This window comes from Acidimicrobiales bacterium (assembly GCA_035531755.1).
In the GTDB taxonomy this organism is placed as follows: domain Bacteria; phylum Actinomycetota; class Acidimicrobiia; order Acidimicrobiales; family UBA8190; genus DATKSK01.
The window spans coordinates 1-18838 of sequence record DATKSK010000070.1; the positions used below are offsets into that span (position 1 = coordinate 1).

Consider the following 18838-nt stretch of genomic DNA (forward strand, 5'->3'; position numbering starts at 1 on the left):
AGCCCGCCCGGTGGCCGTCGCCCCCCCCGGCACCCGAACGGGCGGCGCTCCCCGGGTTCGCCTGAGCCAGCACCTGCACGCGGGGACCCCCCTTCCCGGTCGACGCGGGGCCGCGGCGCCGACGGACCATCTTCGCAGACGACGGTTGGCTCCCAGATACGAAGACATTGGAGATATCGAGGTGGTGATCCGCGTCCTGCTGTTGTCCGGCGAACCCCCCATGCCCCGAGTCTGAGCGCGGGCCGTCTCGAAACCGAAACAATTATGTCTCCGTCTCGTCGCATGGCGCATGCACCGTGTCCCCGAGCAGTTCCTGCACCACGGGTCCGGGGAGCCGGTCGCCGGACGGGCGGACGAGATGACGCACTCGTCGCCACGCCCGGTGGCCACACCCCCCGGTCCTCTGTGGGGAGGACTACTCCATGCATTGCATGACAACGACCGTCGACAGCAGGAACGGTCTCAACCAATCAGGGGGTACCTGGATGCATCGCAAGCTCATCATGGGCGCACTCGCGCTCGCCCTTCCGGTCGGGGTCCTGGCCGCCACGGGGGCGCCGGCATTCGCCAAGAAGCCGCCGCCCAACCCGGTCCTCTGTACCGGGCTCTCGGCCACCGTGACCTTCGGGTTGCCGTTGACGGTCGCCGGTGTCACGACGACCAGCAAGCTCGGTAACGCGACGACGTTGGGTTCGGGCACGTTCTCGTGCGCGGGCGGCGTCACGGGGACCAGCCCGGCGCTGACGATCCCCGGGGGCAAGAACACCAAGAACCCGAAGGTGAAGCACCAGCCCCACACCTACCAGACCGGAACGTGGGCGGAGTTCGCGTCCGCCGGCGGCACCCTGAAGAAGTCCCTGAAGATCATCGACTTCACCATCAACGGCGGCCTGAACGTGTTCAAGGCGAAGTCGTCGAGCCTGGTGGTCGGCGGGTCGTGCGGGCCTGACGTCGGGTTCCTCATCAACGGAATGGTCAAGATCGGGCACTACGACACCAAGGTGGCAAGCGTGCTGGCATGTCTCGGCACCGACACGCGCACCGACTCGTCGCACGGTACGTTCCTCGGCGACTACCTCGTCACGAACGGCGTGGTGTCGGCCCAGATCGACCCGGCGGAGAGCCAGGGGACCCTGTAGGGGACAGCACGTCGCACCAGCGACGCCGCGACCGACACCCCGCGCCCGAGGGCTCGGGGAGGTCGCCGGCCGGGACGAGGGCGGGGCCGCGAGGCCCCGCCCTCGTCGCGCGCCGGGCGCCGTTTTGCCCGAGCCACCAGGGATTTCCGACCGAAAGGCAAGTAATGCCAGCGAGTCACTAGTATTTATAGGCGAAGGGGGGGGCCGTGCATCTCGACGGGGCGATCATGCTGGCCGGGGCCATCGTCGGGTTCGCCGTCGGGCTGACGGGGATGGGCGGGGGGGCGCTCATGACGCCGGTGCTCGTCCTGCTCCTGCACGTCCAGCCCGCCGCCGCCGTCTCGAGCGACCTGGTCGCGTCGGTCTTCATGAAGCCGGTCGGCGGCGCCGTCCACCTCCGCCGGGGCACCGTGCATCTGCACATGGTGCTGTGGCTCGCTGCTGGTGCGGTCCCTGCGGGGTTCGCCGGCGCGACCTTCCTGAACAAGGTCGCCAGCGGTAAGGCTCTGCAGAACGAGATCAAGTACGCGCTGGGGGCCGCCCTGCTGGTGGCCGTGGCCGGCCTCGTGGCCCGCTCGCTCACCCGGCCGGCGGCACCGGTGGTCGCCTCCGACGAGTTGCCCCGGGTGCGCGTGCTGCCCACCGTTGTCGTCGGCGTCGTGGGCGGCTTCATCGTCGGCGTCACGTCCGTCGGGTCGGGCTCGCTCATGATCGTGGCCCTGATGTTCCTCTACCCGCAGCTGACCGGTCGCCAGCTCGTCGGCACGGACCTCGTGCAGTCGGTCCCGCTGGTGGCGGCGGCGGCGTTGGGCCAGGTCATCTTCGGCGACGTCAAGCTCGGGCTGACGGTCTCCCTGCTGATCGGTTCGCTGCCCGCCGTCTACCTCGGGGCGCGCTTGTCGTCGATCGCACCCAGTGGCCTGCTGCGGTCGGCGATCGGCGTGATGCTGCTCCTGTCGGGGTTGAAGCTCCTGGGCGTCGGCAACGTCGTGGTGGCCACCGCCGGCGCCGTGGCGATCGCCCTCGTCGCCGGGGCGGCGGTCGGGTCCCGGCGACGGTCGGTCGGGATGGCGCGGGCGGTCGAGGAGATCCCGGCCTAGCGCCACGCCCGACGGCCAGGTCCGCACGACACGAGCCGTCCGGCCACCGGGACGTCCGGGCACCGGGACGTCCGGGGGTCAGCGCGCCGTCAGGACCCGGTGTCGTGCGCGACCGGGACCGTGTGCGTCTCGATGGCGGCCACGACCTCCCCGACCGGGACCGAGGTGTGCTCGACGACGAGGCCGAAGGGCCGGTCCTCGCCGGAGACGTCCTCGAGGTTCCGTCGGGCCGGCTCGGGCAGCACCAGGGTGAGGAGGCATCCGAGGACGGCGGCCCCGCCGGCGACGAGCAACATCCCCCGGAGGCCGACGCTCTTCTGGAGCTGGGGGACCAGGAACACCCCGATGAACGCGCCGAGCTTCCCGATGCCGGCCGCGATGCCGTGGCCCGTCGTCCGCATGCTGACCGGGAAGAGCTCCGACGGCAGCACGAACGTGGTGGTGTTCGGCCCGAACTCCGTGAAGAAGTAGCTCAGGCCGAAGATGAGCAGGAACGGGACCACCACCGTGGTGAGGCCCGGGATGGCCCCGAGCGCCACGAAGGCGGCCGCCATGACGGCGAACCCGATGAGCTGGAGTCGCCGGTGGCCGATCCGGTCCATCTTCGTGAAGGCGAACAGGTAGCCGGGGACGGCGAAGACGAGGAAGATCCCGAGCGTCCACGCCAGCTTGGCCACCAACGTGGCGTGGGGGGCGACGTCCTTCAGGATCGCCGGGAGCGAAAGCGTGTTGCCGTAGTAGGCGTAGTCGAACAGGAACCACGTCCCCGCCGTGCCCAGCAGCACGGTCAGCATGCGGCGATTCGTGAGGAAGCCGACCAGGCCCATCCGGTGGAGCCCGTCGTGCGACGTCACCGACGGGGCGGCGACGACCCCGTCGGAGAACAAGGCGAGTTGGCTGGCCGCCCGGTCGGCCTCGCCTTGCACCCGAGCCTGGAATCGGGGCGACTCGGGCATCTTCGCCCGCAGGTAGACGACCGCGGCCGCAGGGACCGCCCCGAGGCCGAGCATGAGCCGCCACGTGAGGTTGTGGTCGATGCCCGACGACAGGAGGATGAGCCCCACCAGGGGGCCCACCACGAGGCCCAGCGCCTGCATCGAGAAGACCAGACCGACGAGCCGGCCGCGGTCGTCACGGTTGGCGTACTCGCTCATCAGCACCGCCGAGACGGGATAGTCCCCGCCGATCCCGAGCCCGAGGACGAAGCGGGCGACGACGAGCCAGATGAAGCCCGGAGCGAAGGCCGAGGCCACCGCCCCCACGATCATGATGGCGGCCACCGCGGCGTAGACGCTCTTGCGACCGAGCACGTCGGCGATCCGGCCGAAGACCAAGGCCCCCACGAATGCCGCCAGGATGGTCGAGCCCGCCACCCAGCTCGTCTGGGTCGTGCTGAGGTGCCATTGGGCCTTCACGAGGACGGCCACGGTGCTGATCACGAACAGGTCGTAGGCGTCGGTGAAGAAGCCCATGCCCGAGATCACCACCGCTCGGCGGTGGAACTTGCTCCTGGGTGCCTCGTTGAGGAGGTCGCTCACCGTGGCGCCGGCCGCCAGCCCCGTCAGCGGCAGGGTGGGTCCCGTCAGGTTGGTGCTGGCCACGGTCGTTTCCACCGACCCGGCCGCCGTCGTGAGCTCCACGGGTCCCCCTTGTCGTCGAGGTGGTTGTGCTCCTTCTCCGAGCCTTCCAGGACGAGGTAACCCGGAGGCCATCCGGAGGTAATCAGGACGCGAACATCAGGTGAACGTTCGGTGAACGAAGGGCGACAGCCAGGGGGGCCCGACGAGTGGCAGAGTCGTGGTCGGGCGGACCCGGGAGGGGCGATGCAGGCTGTGGACGAGGGGTGGGAGCGGGCCGTGGCGATCGTCGCCCACCCCGACGACCTGGAGTACGGCGCGGCGAGCGCCGTCGCCCGCTGGACGGCCCAGGGCAAGGAGGTCTCCTACGTGCTGGCCACCCGGGGCGAGGCCGGGATCGACGGGCTGGCGCCGGAGCAGGCGGGGCCTCTGCGTGAGGAGGAGCAGCGGCGCAGCGCAGCGCGGGTGGGTGTCGGCCACGTCGAGTTCCTCGGCCACCCCGACGGGGCCGTCGAGCCGGGCCTGGCGCTGCGGCGCGACCTGGCCGGGGCGTTGCGCCGGCTGCGTCCGCAGGTGGTGCTGACCATGAACTTCGAGCTCACCTGGGGCGAGAGCGGCAACGTGAACCACGCCGACCACCGGGCGGTCGGCCTGTCCACGCTCGACGCCTGCCGCGACGCCGCCAACCGCTGGATGTTCCCCGAGGTGGGCGACGCCTGGAACGGCATCACGGTGGTGTACGTGGCGGGGATGTCGGCACCCACCCACTTCGTGGACGTCACGGCGACCATCGACGACGGCGTGGCGTCGCTGCGCGAGCACCAGGCCTACATCGACGGCCTGGGGGTGGATTTCGACCCCGACGAGTTCCTGCGCGACATCGCCGGCTACGGGGGCATGGCGGCCGGCTGCGAGTACGCCGTGCTGTTCCAGGAGTTCCACGCCTGAGGCCCCGAGCCTGACCTCCGGCGCCGGGACGGCGGCGGGGTAGGACGGCGCGGGCCGCTCAGGGGCGCCGGACCCGCCCTCGCAGCGCCAGCAGCGCCAGGGTGAGCGACACGGCGCCGAAGGCGGCGATGGCCAGCACCGCCTGTCCGAGGGCCGTGAAGTTCCACACGGGCCCGGCGGGCCCGCCGGTGATGTCGTTGGATACCAGCGATCGCAGGCCCTCCAGGATGTAGGTCATGGGGTTGACGCCGGCGACGGCCCGGAGCCACCCCTGCAGTGCCTCCTTCGGGACGAACGTCGTGCTCAGGAATGTGATCGGGAAGAACAGGATGAAGCTGGCGTTCACGGCGCCGGGGTTCCCCGTCTTCAGGGCGATGGCGTAGGGAAGGCCCGTGAACACGAGGCCCCACACCCCCGACAGGACGATGAACACGACCATCCCGGGCACACCGGTGACGAAGTGCACGCCCAGGGCCAGGCCGACCAGGAGCACGGGCACCGCCAGTGCCATGACGAGTGTGAGGTCGGCGGTCATCAGCCCGAGCAGCAGGGGGAGCCGGCGCACGGGCGTGATCATCAGCCGGTCGAAGTAGCCGTTCTGGATGTCGGTCACCAGGGCGGACGCCCGTGACACCCCGGTGACGGCGAAGACGACAGCCACCGGGAGCTCGAAGGCCTTGAAGTCGATGTGGACGGCGGCATGGGTCACCGTCGACAGCGCGCCGATGTTCAGGACGTAGAAGAAGATCGGGACGATCAACGCCGGGATGACGGCCTCGGGCTCGCGGGGGATCTGCCGGATGGCGCGCCGGGCCACCGAGGCCACGTCCACGACGAAGCCCGCCGGGCGCGCCTGGACGCGCAGGGCGGTGGAAGCCGGGGCCACGGTCGAGGTCATGAGGCGTGCGTCTCCTGCGCAGGCTCGCTGCCGGCGTCGTCCCGGGGGCTTCGGGCGTCCCCGGCGTCAGCGGCGCCCGTGGCGTCGCCGGCGGTGTCCTTGCCCGCGGTGGCGTCGCCGGCGGTCTTCGCCGCCCGGGCGGCGGACTCCTCGGCCTCGAGGTGGGATCCCGTGAGCTGGAGGAAGACGTCGTCGAGCGTGGGCGTCCGGAGCGTCAGGCTGACCACGGTGGCACCGGCGCCGTGCAGCGCCAGGGCCACCGGGCTCATGACCGCCGCGCCGTCGCCGGCGTGCACCATGACCTCGCGGTGCGCGGCCACCACCTCGTCGACCCCCGGCAGGCGCCGCAGGGCTCCGAGCGTCTCGTCGGTGAGGTTCTCCACCCGGGCCACGATGACGTCGGTGCCCACCGTCCGCTTCAGCTCCTCGGGCGTGCCCTCGGCCACGAGCCGGCCCCGCGAGATGATGCCGACCCGGTCGGCCAGCTCGTCGGCCTCCTCGAGGTACTGCGTGGTCAGGAAGATGGTGGTGCCGTGCTCCTCGTTGAGCATGCGCACCTCCTCCCACACCGCCGCCCGGCTCTCGGGGTCGAGCCCGGTGGTGGGCTCGTCGAGGAAGAGGATGTCGGGGTCGTGGATCAGTGCGGCGGCCAGGTCGAGCCGGCGCTTCATCCCGCCGGAATAGGTCCGGATCTGGCGGTCGATGGCCGAGCCGATGTCGACGAGCCGGAGCACCTGGGTCATGCGCACCGAGCGCTCCTCGCGCCGCAGGCCGTAGAGGCGGCCCTGCAGGTCGAGCAGCTCGCGCCCGGTCTGGCGGTCGTCGAGCGCGGCGTCCTGCAGCGCCACGCCGATGCGCAGGCGGACCTTCTCCGGGTCGCGGGCGACGTCGTGCCCGGCGACGAGGCCCCGGCCCCGGCTGGGGCGGAGCAGCGTGCACAGCATCCGGACCAGGGTCGACTTGCCGGCGCCGTTCGGGCCGAGGAAGCCGTAGATCTCGCCCGCGGGGATCTCCAGGTCGACGCCGTCCACGGCCCAGAAGTCGCCGAACCGTCGGGCGATGCCTTCGGTGGCGACGGCCGGCTCGTTCACGGGCGACGAGGCTACCGGCCACTGCGAACGGTCGTGACAGGTCCCGGGGCGACGGCGCCCGGTTGGGTAGCCTCCGGGTCGTGGTGAGCCCGCGGCTGCGACCCCTCGTCGTGCGCAGCCGTGCCGCGCTCGAGCGCCTGGCCGTGTCGAGCCCCCAGGCCCGCCGGCTGCTGGCCAAGGTGGGCCGCGAGCTCACAGGTGCCGTCGACCGCGCCTACCAGCGCATCGACTACTACGGCCCCGGCTACTACGGCGAAGGCCGCGACCCGACGGGGGACCGCGCCGGGTGCTCGGGCTACGCCAGCTACGACCGGGTGAGCTCGAACGCCGACGTCGCCGCCTACGTCATGTGGCGCAATTTCGGCGGCGCCAAGCACGTCCTCGACGTGGGCTGTGCCACGGGCTACGTGGTCGAGGCGCTGCGCGACCTCGGCCTGGACGCGGTGGGGTGCGACGTCAGCCGCTACGCCGTCGACCACGCCACGCGCGGCGCCCGGGGCCACGTCCGCGTGGGCGACCTACTGGCCGGCCTGCCCTGGCCCGACGGCTCGTTCGATCTCGTGAGCGTGCTCGAGACGCTCGAGCACCTCCCGCCCGAGCGCGTCCCCGGCGCCCTGGCGGAGCTCCGGCGGGTGTGTGCGGGCTGCGTCTACGCCACCATCCCGTCGTTCGGCGCCAACAACGGCGCCGGGCCCGACGGTCACCTCGACGGCAAGGTCGGGCCGCAGCACCTGGAGCACTACCGCTCGCTGCCCCCGGGGTTCGACGGCCCGGTCCCCTTCGAGGACCTGGCCCGCGACGCCGCCGGCGAGCCCATCGAGGGCCACCTCACCATGGCGTCGTTCGGGTGGTGGACCGAGCGCTTCGCAGACGCCGGGTTCGAGCGCCGCCCCGACATCGAGCGGCGCGTGTACGCCGACATCGAGCCCGCCGGGCTGGCCCCGTTCTGGAACGTCTACGTCCTGTCGGTGCCCGGCGCCCCCGAGCACCTGGCCGAGCCTCGCGATCCGCAGCGCACGCTGGTCGATCTGGGCCTGCGGCACCCCCTCTACGGAGGCTGACGCCCGCGGCCCCCGTCGCGGGCTCGTGCGGCCGTCGTATGGTGGCCCCCATGGGACTGGCCGATTACGACGACTTCGAACACCTGGCATTCGACCGCCGCTCCGACGGTGTCGTGGTCGTCACCCTCGACCGCCCCGAGGTGCTGAACGCGGCCAACGTCCGCATGCACCGCGAGATGTCGGAGGTGTGGGCGGTCGTCGACGCCGACCCCGACGCCCGTGTCGCCGTGGTCACCGGGGCGGGCCGGGCGTTCAGTGCCGGCGGCGACCTCGACATGATCGCCGAGATGACCGATGACTACGAGGCCCTGCTGGCCCAATGGCGCGATGCCCGGGGCATCGTGGAGAACATGCTCGCCGCCACCAAGCCCGTGGTGTCGGCGATCAACGGCGTGGCCGTGGGCGCGGGCCTGGCGGTGGCGCTGATGGCCGACATCAGCATCGTGGGGGAGTCGGCGCGCCTTTCCGACGGGCACGTGCGCCTGGGGGTGGCTGCCGGCGACCACGCCGCGCTGCTGTGGCCGCTGCTGTGCGGCATGGCCAAGGCCAAGTACTACCTGCTGACCGCCGACTTCCTGGAGGGCCCCGAGGCCGAGCGCATCGGCCTGGTCACCAAGTGCGTCCCCGACGACCGCGTCGTGGCGGAGGCCCTGGAGGTGGCCGCGCGCCTGGCGCGGGGGAGCGCCACCGCCGTGCAGTGGACGAAGCGGGTCATGAACCAGTGGCTGCGCCAGGCGTCGCCCGTCTTCGGGGAGTCCGTCGCCCTGGAGATGCTCGGCTTCCTCGGGCCCGACGCGCGCGAAGGCCTGGCGGCGGTGCGCGAGCGGCGCGAGCCTCGCTTCCCCTCCGCCCCCGCGGCCGGCGCCGGCGGCGCTACTGGACGGTGACGAGCGTGCCGAGCGGGGTGTAGGGGTACACCACGGCGGCATTGGCGGGTGCCATTTCCACGCAGCCCAGGCTCTGGGGGGTGCCGTAGCTCGACCGGATGAAGCCGTGGAGGGCGTCGCCCCCGTGGAAGTAGCTGACCCACGGCACGCCGGGATCGTGGTAGTGGCTGCCGTCAGGGTTCGTGCCCGACATCGTGGTCGAGGTGTAGCGCACGTACACCGGCCAGGTGCCCAGCTCGGTCGGCGCCGCCTGGATGCCGGTGTTGGCCCGCGTCGTGTACACGGCCGCGCCGTCGCGCCACACGTTCACGTGCTCGGGGACCGACGTCGAGACGTCCACCCAGTCGTAGTGCCCGTCGCTGTCGACCTGGTCGGCGGCGGTCGCCTGGAGCAGCGCCTGCCACACCTGCGGGCCGGCGACACCGTCGGCGGTCATGTGCTGCTGGCTCTCGAAGGCCATCACCGCGCCCTGGGTCACGACGTTGGGTTCACCCGGGGACCACAGGGACGTGAAGGTGCCCGGCATCGTGTCCCAGCGCCAGGCGAACGAGCCCAGTTGGGGCACGGCCTCCTCGTTGGGGGTGACGGCCGCCGGGTCGGCGGGGGTGAAGGTCAGGGGGAGGTAGCCGAGGTCGGCGAGGAGCTGCTGGAGCCGTAGCGTCGACATGGAGGCCACGGTGAAATGGGTCGTGAGGGGCTCGGCGAGCCGCTGGCCGCGGCTGCCCTTCACACCGTCGGGGCCGCCCGGCACCGACACCGACAGGGCGGCACCCGGGGGGAGGGGGGCGGCGGCGTCGAAGGCGAGCGTCTGCGGGGAGGTCTGGACCCACGAGCCGGCGACCGGAGGGACGATGGAGGGCACGGGCGTGTCGGCGGCCAGCGCCACGGTGAAGTGGACGCTCACGGGGGTGTCGGACGGCACGCCGGCGGCGTCGGGAGCGGGCACGGTGGACATGATGTCGAGCCGACCGGCCGGTGTCGTGGGGTCCGCCGACGCCTTCGACGGGGAGACCTTGGTGACCACGAGGGCCGTGGTCGCGACGGCCACGGCGGCGGCCGCGACGACGACCCCGGCGATCAACCAGCGATGCCGGGTGTCGCTCCTCTGGCGTCGGTGTGCGGCTTCCGGCATGGCGAACGGCTCCAGCCTGATGCTAGCAGCGCTCCCTGTCCGCCAAACCGGTCATTCCACTCGATTCGGCGTTCTGTGGGCGAATGTGGCCGCTCCCACCGGTCACCGCGGGCCGCCGATGGCGCGCGCCACGCGGTCGCCGATGCGGTCGATGCGCTCGGGGTCGGTGACCTTGCCCCCGGTGGCGGCGTCGCGCACGTAGAAGGCGTCGACGACCTCGTGGCCCGAGGTGGACACCCGGGCCGCCACCACGTCGAGGTCCAGCTCGTACAGCGCGGTGGTGACCCGGTGCAGCAACCCCACGCCGTCCTCGGCGCGCACCTCCACCACGGTGGAGGCCGCCGACGCCGCGTTGTCGGCCGTGACGCGGGGCTCGACGGGGTGCGGCGACACCGCCCGCCGGCCGCCCGCGTAGGCGAGCGCCTGCTCGGCGAGCCGTGCCTCGAGCGGGAAGGTCCCGCGCAGGACGGCGTCGAGCTCGTCGGCGACGCGCTCGAAGTCCGGCCACCGGCCCCGGGACGGCTCGACGACGAACGTCTCCACCGCAAACCCGTCCTCCCCGGCGATGTCGGCGGAACGCACGTCGAGGCCCCGGAGCGCGAAGACGCCGGTGACGGCCGACAGGAGGCCCGGCCGGTCCCGCGAGACGACGGTGATGTTCGGCGTGTCGGCGGCGACGACCGAGCGCCCCAGCCGTTCGACCTGGCGCATGAAGCCGCGGTGGCGGTCCGTGACGAGGGGCGTCTCCCGGCGCACCTCGCCGCCCGCGAGCCGGGTCTCCACCCGGCGCACGAGGTCGGCCACCAGGCCCGCCTTCCACGGTCCCCACGCCGCCGAGCCGGTGGCCAGGCTGTCGGCCTCGGTGAGGGCTGCCAGCAGGTTGAGGCACCCGCTGTCGTGCACCGCGGTGGCGACGGCCTCGATGGTGGCGGGGTCGTCGAGGTCCCGTCGCGTGGCCAGATCGGCCAGGAGGAGGTGGTTGCGGACCAGGCCGACGAGGACGTCGACGTCGTCGGGGGGGAATCCCATGCGGCGCGCCATGTCGCGCACGACGGTGACCCCGGCATCGGTGTGGTCGCCGGGGAACCCCTTGCCGATGTCGTGGAGGAGCGCCCCCATGAGCAGGAGGTCGGGTCGGCCGACGCGCGAGGCGAGCGGAGCGGCCTGTGCGGCCGCCTCGAGGAGGTGCCGGTCGACGGTGAAACGGTGGTAGGCGTTGCGCTGGGGGCGGTTGCGCACCGCCGCCCACTCCGGCACCAGCCTGACGAGCAGGCCGCGCTGGTCGAGCGCCTCCAGGGCGGTGATGGCGGGTGGCCCGGCGGCCAGCACCCGCACGAATGCTGTCCGCATCTCCGGTGGCCAGGGGTCCCGGGGCGCCGACAGGGTGGTCAGCAGCTGCTCGAGTGCGGCGCGTCCGATGGGCAGGCTGCGCTCGGCGGCGACGGCCGCCACCCGCAGGACCAACGTCGGGTCGCCCCCCGCGTCGGCGCCGTCCTCGACGACCACCTCCGCCGCTCCCGTGACCCGGTCGGCGAGCAGGGCCACACCCGGCTCGACCACCGTGGTCGTCGTCGGCGACGCGCCGGCGTCCTCGGTGGCGCCCCGGGGTCGGAGCCACCGCCGGCGCGTCCGGGGCGACGGCCACAACGAGCGCCGCCGCCACACGTCGTCGCTCACCCATGCGATCGTCCGCCCCGCCTCGGAGATGGACGCCATCAGCGCGTCGGCATCGGGGAAGTCGAGCGCGTCGGCCACCTGGTCCTGCTCCTGCAGCAGGAGATGGTCGGTTGCCCGGGCGGTCACCCGGTGCAGCTCCACGCGCGCCGCGATGAGCGTGGCGCGTGGGACCGACAGCTGCGCCAGGTCGATGTGCTCGGCGAGCGCGGGCAGTGCCTGGGCCGCCGCGCCGACGGCGTGGACGTCGCGCAGGCCCCCGTGCGCCTCCTTCAGGTCCGGCTCGAGCAGGAAGGCGACGTCCCCGCGGGCCCGGTGGCGCTCCTCGACCTGGGCGGCGAGCGCGGGGAGCCACGCGCCGGCGAGCTCCCGCCATTGCCGGTGCGCCTGGGCGAGCATCGGCTCGGCCACCGAGGCGTCGCCCGCGACCACCCGGCCGTCGAGGAGGCCGAGCTGGGCACGAAGGTCCTCGCGTGCCACGGCGAGCACCTCCGCCGGAACCCGGACCGAGTGGTCGAGCTTGATCCCCTCGTCCCATACCGGGTACCAGACCGCATCGGCCACGGTGCGGATGTCGCGCCGCCCGTGGTGGACGAGGACCACGTCGAGGTCGCTGAACGGGCACAGCTCGCCACGCCCGTACCCGCCGACGGCGACGAGGGCGATCCCCTTGGTCTGCCCGCCGGTCGCCTTCTGCAGGAGGCCCGTCAGCCACTCGTCGGCGGCTGCCGACAGGGCGGCGCCGAAGGCCTCACCCCGGAGGTCGAGGCGCTCGAGCAGCTCCTGTCGCAACGCCCGGAGGGACACGGGCGACGGTACCACCGGCGCGTGCACCCGGTGGGGCCCGGGTCGACGGTGCCCGGGGGTGCGGCAAACGCGGTCCGGGGGCGTAGCCTGGGTCGTGGCACCCGGCAGCGCCAGGTGCACGGGAGGATCAGATGAGCGATCGGAGCACCAAGGGGTCCGGGCTCAGCCTCCTCGACACCGCCCTCGTCGTGGCGGGGGTGGTCGGGGGCGTGCTCGTCGTGCTGTGGCTCGTGCACGCCGTCGTGGGGATGCTGCTCTTCGGGTTCAAGGTGGCGGTCCTGGTCGTCGTGGTGGCCGTGATCGTCCGTCTGGTCCACGCCGTCACCCGCAACCGGGACTGAGCTCACCCCGGGGCCGGGCGTTCCCCGGCTGCCGGTGTCCGCCGCGGGCGGGTCGGGGCCACCGGCGCCGCCCGGCGCGGTAGGTGCCCGCGGCGCTCAGCGCCGCAGCATCTCCTCGTACAGCTCGATGTGGTCGGCGACCATCCGCTGCGTGGAGAAGTAGCCCTCGACCGCGGCGCGGCAGTCGGCGCGCGACAGCTCGTCGATGCGCCCGATGGCCTCGACCATGGCCGCCTCGTCGTCGCACAGAAAGCCCGTCTTGCCGTCCTCGACGACCTCCGGCGCGGCGCCCTCGGGGAAGGCCAGAACCGGGGTGCCGCACGCCATGGACTCGAGCATGACCATCCCGAACGGCTCGTTCCACCGGATCGGGAAGAGCAGGGCGCGTGCCCGGGCGAGCAGCTCGATCTTGTGCTCGTGGGGGACCTCGCCGAGGTAGACGGCATCGGGACCGAGGAGGGGCGCGACCTGCGCGTCGAAGTAGGCGCGTTCCCAGGGCTCGCGCATCTTCGCCGCCACCAGGACCCGCATGCCCGCCTTGCGGGCCACCTCGATGGCACGGTGAGCCCCCTTGTCGGGCGCCATGCGGCCCAGGAACAGCAGGAAGTCGCCGTGCTCGTCCCCGCCGCCGTCCCCGAACGGGAATGCCGAGGCGTCGAGGCCGTGATGGATCACGCGGGCGATGGGCACATCCGGTGCGCCCCGGTGCTGGGCATGCGAGATGCAGACGATCGGCACGCGGGGCGCCAGGACGCGGTAGAGGTCGGTGAGCTCGTCGTTGAAGGGGCCGTGGATCGTGGTGACGACGGGCAGGCCGGGGTAGCGCTCGGCGTAGAAGGGCCCCATGACCGTGTGGTCGTGGACGACGTCGTGGTCCGAGACCACCTCGTAGGCGTGGACCACGTGGCGCAGCTCCGGGACGGCCATGCCGATGCGCATCCCCTCGGCGTGCGGGAGCGCCCAGGCCCGGGGGACCGGACAGGTGGAGTCGCCGGTCGTGAACAGCGTGATGTCGTGCCCCGCGGCCACCAGGCCGCGCGCCATCTGGTCCACCACGAGCTCGATCCCCCCGTAGAGCGGCGGCGGGATCGGCGTCCAGGGAGGGGCGATGAGAGCGATCCGCATGGCCTGATTCAACCACCTCCCCGGGACCCCCCATTGGATCCGCCGTCGGATCCGCCCGGCCCTCCGGGCCCCGGAGCACGAGCGGATAGGCTCGCCGGGCGTTCCGGCGGCGTGGCCGAGTGGTTTAGGCAGGGGCCTGCAAAGCCCCGTACGGCGGTTCGATTCCGCCCGCCGCCTCGAGGAGTGCCGCGCGGGAATGGCGGTGGACGAGGAGAGGCCCATGGCAGTCGTCGGCGACCGTGTTCAGGTTCCCTCCACACGCGTGGGCCAGGCGCCGCGTGAGGGCGTCGTCGTGGGGGTCAGCGGCGGGCTCCTGCGGGTCGAGTGGTCCGGGGGCGAGCAGTCCACGATCACGGCGTCCACGGGATCGCTGGTCGTCGTGGGCCGGGTGACGTCCCTGACCCGTCGGGCCCCGTCAAATGCGGGGGCGGGGAAGAAGGCGAAGGGCACCAGGGCAGGCCCCGCCAGGCCCGCAGCCCGCAGGCCGCGGGCGACGACCGGCGCCCGGAAGTCAGTGGCGTCGACGGCCCCGAGCAAGCTCACGACGCCTGCCCCGACGACGATCACACCGTCCGGGACGGCGAAGCCTGCCGTCAAGAAGTCTGCGGTCGAAAGGCCTGCGAAGAGGGCCGCCACGAAGAAGGCTTCCGGCAAGAAGGCTTCCGGCAAGAAGGCTGCGACCGTGAAGGCGGTGACCAAGAAGCCAGCCACCAAGGAGCCAGCCACCAAGAAGGCCGGTGGGAAGGCCGGGAAGCACGCCGGTCGGCACAAGGACGGTGGCGGCAAGTCCTCGTCGAAGCGGCCATCTTCCGGGTCGAAACACGGGAAGTGACCCGACATCGGCCTCCGGCGAGCCCGGAGCCGGGTGCTCAGCCCTCAGGGCTGCTGGTGTAGTCCCAGACCAAGGCGGATTCCTGGGGCGTGCCGAGGAGCAGCTTGCCGGGATGTTGCTTCTCGATGTGCCCGACGAGGCCGTTGTAGATCGAGAAGCCGCAGAGCTCCTGGAGCCGGCGCGGGAATCGTCGGACCGTGTCGAGCGGGATGCCGAGCTGCTGGTTCTCCTGCTGTCGGATGTAGCCCGCGCAGTAGTTCATGGCGATGCCGACCCGCCGCTCGCCCGTCGTGTTGGCCCCGCCCCCGTGCCACAGGCTCCCGACCCAGACGAGGACGCTGCCCTTCGGCATCTCCGCGGCGATGGTGTCGTGGTGGCCCAGGAGATCGGGGGAGTGGTCCGCGAGGTGGGTCCCGGGGCACAGGCGCGTGGCGCCGTTCTCCTCGGTGAAGTCCGTGATGGCCCACATGGTGTTGCAGATGATGGGCGGGTGGGGTTTCAGCAGGGGGATGAGCTGGTCGTCCGCATGGATCGGCTGGGGGGTCTCGTCCGCGCCGATGGCGATGGACGACAACGACGAGATGAGGAGCCCGGGGTCGAGGACCTTCTCGACGATCGGGAGGACGTTCGGGTGGACGGGGATCCTCTCGTAGAGGGCGCCGTGCACGAGCAGGTTGTAGATCCGCGTGGTGTGCCGACCCTCGAAGGCATTGTCCGCCGGCACGATGCCGAGGTCGTGCTCGAGGCGCAGCAGGTCGTCGTAGATGGCGTCCGCCAGATCGGTGGCGATGGCGTTCTCGACGATCGACCAGCCGTCGGATCGGACCCGCTCGGCGTGAGCCGTGAACACGGCCTCGTCCAGCGTCTGCCGGTCCGACCCACCCTGTGCAACCGCGGAGGTGGCCATCCTCGCTCCTCGATCCGTGGCCGAACGGCGACGCCCATGGTGCCACGGGCATGGCCGGAATGCACCGGGAACGGGGGCGGGAGCGCCGGAGGCGGTGGTAGGGTCATCGGCCACGGGCCGTTGGCGCAGTTGGTAGCGCACTTGCATGACGCGCAAGGGGTCAGAGGTTCGAGTCCTCTACGGCCCACCGTGCGGTCCCTGGCCGCCACCGTGTCCCCACGAGCTCTCCGGCCCGATGCACGCACGAGTCCGTCCCTGCGCGCCGGGGACAGGGCAGCCGCTGCATCACCGCGCGCGGTCGCTGTGTGATCGCATCCGGAAAGATCACGTGAAGCTGAAACTGGACCTGCACGACGTCTACAACCGTGGCCAGGACATCGACCGAGCGCTGCGCGCCGTCATCGACGAGGCGGTGGACAAGAGGGCCTCGCTGGTCGAGATCATCCCCGGCAAGGGCAGCGGCCAGCTCAAGAAGCGGGTGCTGCGTTTCCTCGACCAGAAGGAGATACGAGCGCTCTACCATCGTGTCGAAAAGGACGCTCACAACTTCGGCCGGGTGTTCGTGCACTTCCGATGGAAGTGACCCGCCGCAGCGTTCCCGTCAACGCCCGACGGCGACCTGCCGGAATCGGCTGATGCGCCTGTGGCGGAGGGTGGCGATGACCGTGGTCGCCGCCCTGGCGGCCGCCGGAGCGCTCACCGGCTGCGACGGCAACCCGCACACGGCGACCCCGGTGCCCGGCACCGGGCCGGCGGCGAAGGACAGGTGCACGTTCAACCTCGGCACCTCCGCCTTTACCGGCGCGTACGGCACGGCCTCCGAGATCGGATGGGAGGGCAACCACCAAGGCGTCGTGACCTGCCTCGGGGGCACCTTCTACGTCCAGGACCGCATCAACCGGGATGTCGGCTTCGGCATCTACCAGGGGGCCCCGACGACGTGGACACTTGCGGACGGGTACCTCCCCGCCCAGATCACGACCTTCCCGCGCGCCGGGGCCACCGTCTCCATCACCGAGTTCGCGGACAAGGTGGAGATCGGGGGCGACGCCTACGTCGCCGTGTACTGCCGGGTCGCGGTCCGGAACACGACCGGCCACGTCATCGAGGCGAACCCGAACGCCTCGGCCGGGCTCATACCCCTGGACACCGTTCCCGACGCGGTCGGGGCCCATTCGTCGGTCGCCCATGACTACGTGGTCGCCGTCGACCGTTTCGGTAACGACTACCCGTGGCCGACCTCGGCCGCACTGGCCGCCGGCGGGTCCTTCGAGCAGCACTTCGCCCACATGCGCGCGTTCTGGAACCAGCAGCTGGGCACCATCGCCGGCGTCAGCGTTCCGGACACCTCGATCGACGATGCATACAAGAGCGGCTTCATCTACACCCAGATCGCCCGGAGCGGGAACGATCTCGACACCGGGGTCAACGGGTACGAGGCGGAGTTCAACCACGACGTGATCGGCATCCTCGCCAACCTCTTCACCCAGGGGTACTTCATCGGGGCCCACGCGCTGCTCCTGGAGGCTCGCAACGTCGTGGGATCGCAGGCTGAGTACCGCGACGGGGTGTGGACCTACGCGTGGCCGTGGGCGATCTACCTGCTGAAGACCGGCGACCTCGGTTTCGTGAAGGAGCACTTCTCGTCCGAGGGACCCGACGGAGCCGGACAACCGAGCATCAAGGACACGGCACACGCCATCGCCGCCGACCGGACGGGCCCGTCGGGGATCATGGGCACGACCGACGACATCGACTCCCGGGGCTACTGGACCGTCGACGACTACGAGGCCCTGATGGGACTGGCCGCCTACCGCTATGTGGCCCAGCGGGTCGGTGACGGTGCGGAAGTGCGGTGGGCGACGGACCAGTACGACTCGCTCCTGGCGGCCACGAACTCGATCCTCGACGCGACGATCAGTCGGTTCGGCCTCGACTACCTGCCCTGTTCGATGGTGGAGCCCAACACCGCCGACAGGTGCGCCAACCCGCAGGACGCCAATTGGGCCGCGCCCTTCCAGTTCGGCAAATGGGCCTGGGACGCCCAGCTGTTCGGTGCGCCGGTGAACGGGCCCGGCCTCGACCTGATCGACGCCACGTACTCGTACGGCTTCGCCCGGCTCCGCGGCGTGCTTCCCCCCGACACCTTCGGCGGTTTTCCCTCCGACTACTACACCACCGCCTACAACGCCGGCTACGGCAGCTGGGGTCTGGCGAGCACGCAGCACCGCGATCAGGGGATCCTGAGCTACCAGTTCATGATCGCCAACGGACAGAGCGGGCCGTACTCGTGGTGGGAGAGCGCCAGCGCCCCCTCGACGGACACGCCATGGACGGGGAACCATCCCGCCGCGGGACAAGGCTCGTCTCCCCACGCGTGGGGGATCGCCGAGGCGAACAAGGTGCTGTTGGACTCACTGGTCGCCCAGCGGTCCGACGGCGACGTCGTCGTGGGCCGGGGCGTCCCCCCGCGGTGGTTGGCGCCGGGGTCGACGGTCTCGGTCACCCATTTCCCCACGACCGCCGGGAAGCGCACGAGCTTCAGGGTCTCGTCGCGCCGGGGGTCGGTGTCGTTGACCCTGACCGGCCGGGCACCCTCGGGGCACGTGCTCTTCGAGCTCCCCGAGTTCGTCGGCAACATCGGGGGCGTGTCGTCCGGCGTCGTCGACCAGGCGACGGGTACCGTGACGCTGGCCTCCTCGACCAGGAGCGTCACCGTCCGACTCCGGGGGACTCCGTCGTCCTGACCCGCCCCGCTCGTCGATCGAGGGGCGCGGGCCGGGTCGGCCGTTTCCCATCCGACCGATGTGCTCCACCCGGTCGGGTCGTCACAGGGGTATGTCGTCCTCCGCCTTTCGCACCTCCGCCGTGGCAGGTTGCCCGTGGCCCGCGTCGTCCCCGAGGACGGCGACCCCTCCGAGATCGCCGCCGGACCCGAGACCACCCGGCCCGCGTTCGTGGCGGCACTGCAGCACCTGCCGGCGCGCCAGCGCGCCGTCCTCATCCTGTCGGGGGTCCTGCGGGCCTTCGAGGTCGAGGGCGCGCGACCGTGGCCGTCGCACCCTTGAACCGACCACCGCGTCGGCCGGGGACCCGGGTAGGGCCCGGCTCGGACGACGACGCGCTACCTGGGGGCCGGTCCCTCCGATTGGGCAGCCTGCCGGGAAGCGAGCTGGCGCGAGATGCCGAGCGCCCGGGCCACGTCACTGAGGGACGACCCCTGCTCCTTGGCCAGGTCGAACATGGCCAGACGGACCTGATGACGCACCGCCTCGAACTCCTCGATGGCTTCGGTCACCTCGCTGCGCCGCACCCGCCC

At 71.9% G+C, this 18838-nt stretch carries 18 protein-coding genes and 2 tRNA genes; 12 read left to right on the forward strand and 8 right to left on the reverse strand.

Features of this window, described 5'->3' with window-relative positions; translation table 11 throughout:
* Window positions 1-485 precede the first annotated feature (485 nt).
* Together VMV22_13890 and VMV22_13895 are read left to right on the forward strand one after the other, a co-directional pair.
* Window positions 486-1139, forward strand: a complete 654-nt coding sequence (locus VMV22_13890; protein HUY23424.1) for a hypothetical protein — start codon at window positions 486-488, stop codon at window positions 1137-1139.
* A 206-nt stretch (window positions 1140-1345) separates the two neighbouring features.
* On the forward strand, window positions 1346-2239 hold the full coding sequence (locus VMV22_13895) for a sulfite exporter TauE/SafE family protein (GenBank protein HUY23425.1): 894 nt from the start codon (window positions 1346-1348) through the stop codon (window positions 2237-2239).
* An 89-nt stretch (window positions 2240-2328) separates the two neighbouring features.
* Here the strand turns inward: VMV22_13895 and VMV22_13900 are convergent, their stop codons facing one another.
* Entirely contained in the window at window positions 2329-3879 is a 1551-nt protein-coding gene (locus VMV22_13900; GenBank protein ID HUY23426.1) for an MFS transporter, read from the reverse strand.
* A gap of 192 nt (window positions 3880-4071) precedes the next feature.
* Between VMV22_13900 and VMV22_13905 the strand changes: the two genes are divergently transcribed.
* Window positions 4072-4764 carry a PIG-L deacetylase family protein gene (locus VMV22_13905; protein HUY23427.1) on the forward strand — a complete coding sequence of 231 codons (693 nt, stop codon included), beginning with the start codon at window positions 4072-4074 and terminating at the stop codon, window positions 4762-4764.
* 58 nt (window positions 4765-4822) lie between these two features.
* Here the strand turns inward: VMV22_13905 and VMV22_13910 are convergent, their stop codons facing one another.
* Both VMV22_13910 and VMV22_13915 read right to left on the reverse strand, forming a co-directional pair.
* Window positions 4823-5662: an ABC transporter permease gene (locus VMV22_13910; GenBank protein HUY23428.1), complete on the reverse strand. Its 840-nt coding sequence runs from the start codon at window positions 5660-5662 to the stop codon at window positions 4823-4825.
* Window positions 5659-6753 (reverse strand): ATP-binding cassette domain-containing protein, encoded by a 1095-nt coding sequence (locus tag VMV22_13915; protein HUY23429.1) that lies wholly within the window; start codon window positions 6751-6753, stop codon window positions 5659-5661. Before VMV22_13915 ends, VMV22_13910 begins: the two co-directional genes overlap by 4 nt.
* An 80-nt stretch (window positions 6754-6833) precedes the next feature.
* Between VMV22_13915 and VMV22_13920 the strand changes: the two genes are divergently transcribed.
* Window positions 6834-7814 carry a class I SAM-dependent methyltransferase gene (locus VMV22_13920; GenBank protein HUY23430.1) on the forward strand — a complete coding sequence of 327 codons (981 nt, stop codon included), beginning with the start codon at window positions 6834-6836 and terminating at the stop codon, window positions 7812-7814.
* Window positions 7815-7864: 50 nt separating this feature from the next.
* Window positions 7865-8701 carry an enoyl-CoA hydratase/isomerase family protein gene (locus VMV22_13925; GenBank protein HUY23431.1) on the forward strand — a complete coding sequence of 279 codons (837 nt, stop codon included), beginning with the start codon at window positions 7865-7867 and terminating at the stop codon, window positions 8699-8701.
* On the opposite strand, the gene VMV22_13930 is transcribed toward VMV22_13925, so the two are convergent.
* Window positions 8688-9833 (reverse strand): L,D-transpeptidase family protein, encoded by a 1146-nt coding sequence (locus VMV22_13930; GenBank protein ID HUY23432.1) that lies wholly within the window; start codon window positions 9831-9833, stop codon window positions 8688-8690. The genes VMV22_13925 and VMV22_13930 overlap by 14 nt on opposite strands.
* Before the next feature lie 102 nt (window positions 9834-9935).
* Entirely contained in the window at window positions 9936-12314 is a 2379-nt protein-coding gene (locus VMV22_13935) for a [protein-PII] uridylyltransferase (GenBank protein HUY23433.1), read from the reverse strand.
* A gap of 131 nt (window positions 12315-12445) precedes the next feature.
* Here VMV22_13935 and VMV22_13940 point away from each other — a divergent pair, with 131 nt between their 5' ends.
* Entirely contained in the window at window positions 12446-12655 is a 210-nt protein-coding gene (locus tag VMV22_13940; protein ID HUY23434.1) for a hypothetical protein, read from the forward strand.
* A gap of 96 nt (window positions 12656-12751) precedes the next feature.
* On the opposite strand, the gene VMV22_13945 is transcribed toward VMV22_13940, so the two are convergent.
* A complete protein-coding gene (locus VMV22_13945) occupies window positions 12752-13780 on the reverse strand; it encodes a glycosyltransferase family 4 protein (GenBank protein ID HUY23435.1) in 1029 nt (342 codons plus the stop codon).
* 105 nt (window positions 13781-13885) lie between these two features.
* On the opposite strand from VMV22_13945, the gene VMV22_13950 reads away from it, so the two are divergent.
* Together VMV22_13950 and VMV22_13955 are read left to right on the forward strand one after the other, a co-directional pair.
* Window positions 13886-13957: transfer RNA gene (locus tag VMV22_13950), tRNA-Cys, on the forward strand.
* 19 nt (window positions 13958-13976) lie between these two features.
* Window positions 13977-14612: a hypothetical protein gene (locus tag VMV22_13955; GenBank protein ID HUY23436.1), complete on the forward strand. Its 636-nt coding sequence runs from the start codon at window positions 13977-13979 to the stop codon at window positions 14610-14612.
* A 37-nt stretch (window positions 14613-14649) separates the two neighbouring features.
* Here the strand turns inward: VMV22_13955 and VMV22_13960 are convergent, their stop codons facing one another.
* The gene (locus tag VMV22_13960) at window positions 14650-15519 is read right to left on the reverse strand and encodes a phytanoyl-CoA dioxygenase family protein (protein HUY23437.1); all 870 of its coding nucleotides are present in this window, start codon (window positions 15517-15519) and stop codon (window positions 14650-14652) included.
* A 114-nt stretch (window positions 15520-15633) separates the two neighbouring features.
* Between VMV22_13960 and VMV22_13965 the strand changes: the two genes are divergently transcribed.
* The 4 genes from VMV22_13965 (at window position 15634) to VMV22_13980 (ending at window position 18587) form a co-directional block, all read left to right on the forward strand.
* Window positions 15634-15706 (forward strand) — tRNA-Val (locus tag VMV22_13965).
* Between the two features lie 141 nt (window positions 15707-15847).
* Window positions 15848-16102 (forward strand): Smr/MutS family protein, encoded by a 255-nt coding sequence (locus tag VMV22_13970; GenBank protein HUY23438.1) that lies wholly within the window; start codon window positions 15848-15850, stop codon window positions 16100-16102.
* Between the two features lie 76 nt (window positions 16103-16178).
* The gene (locus tag VMV22_13975) at window positions 16179-18266 is read left to right on the forward strand and encodes a hypothetical protein (protein HUY23439.1); all 2088 of its coding nucleotides are present in this window, start codon (window positions 16179-16181) and stop codon (window positions 18264-18266) included.
* Between the two features lie 135 nt (window positions 18267-18401).
* On the forward strand, window positions 18402-18587 hold the full coding sequence (locus tag VMV22_13980; GenBank protein ID HUY23440.1) for a hypothetical protein: 186 nt from the start codon (window positions 18402-18404) through the stop codon (window positions 18585-18587).
* Window positions 18588-18643: 56 nt separating this feature from the next.
* On the opposite strand, the gene VMV22_13985 is transcribed toward VMV22_13980, so the two are convergent.
* Window positions 18644-18838, reverse strand: a 195-nt coding sequence (locus VMV22_13985; GenBank protein ID HUY23441.1) for a helix-turn-helix domain-containing protein, incomplete at its 5' end; no start/stop codon positions are given.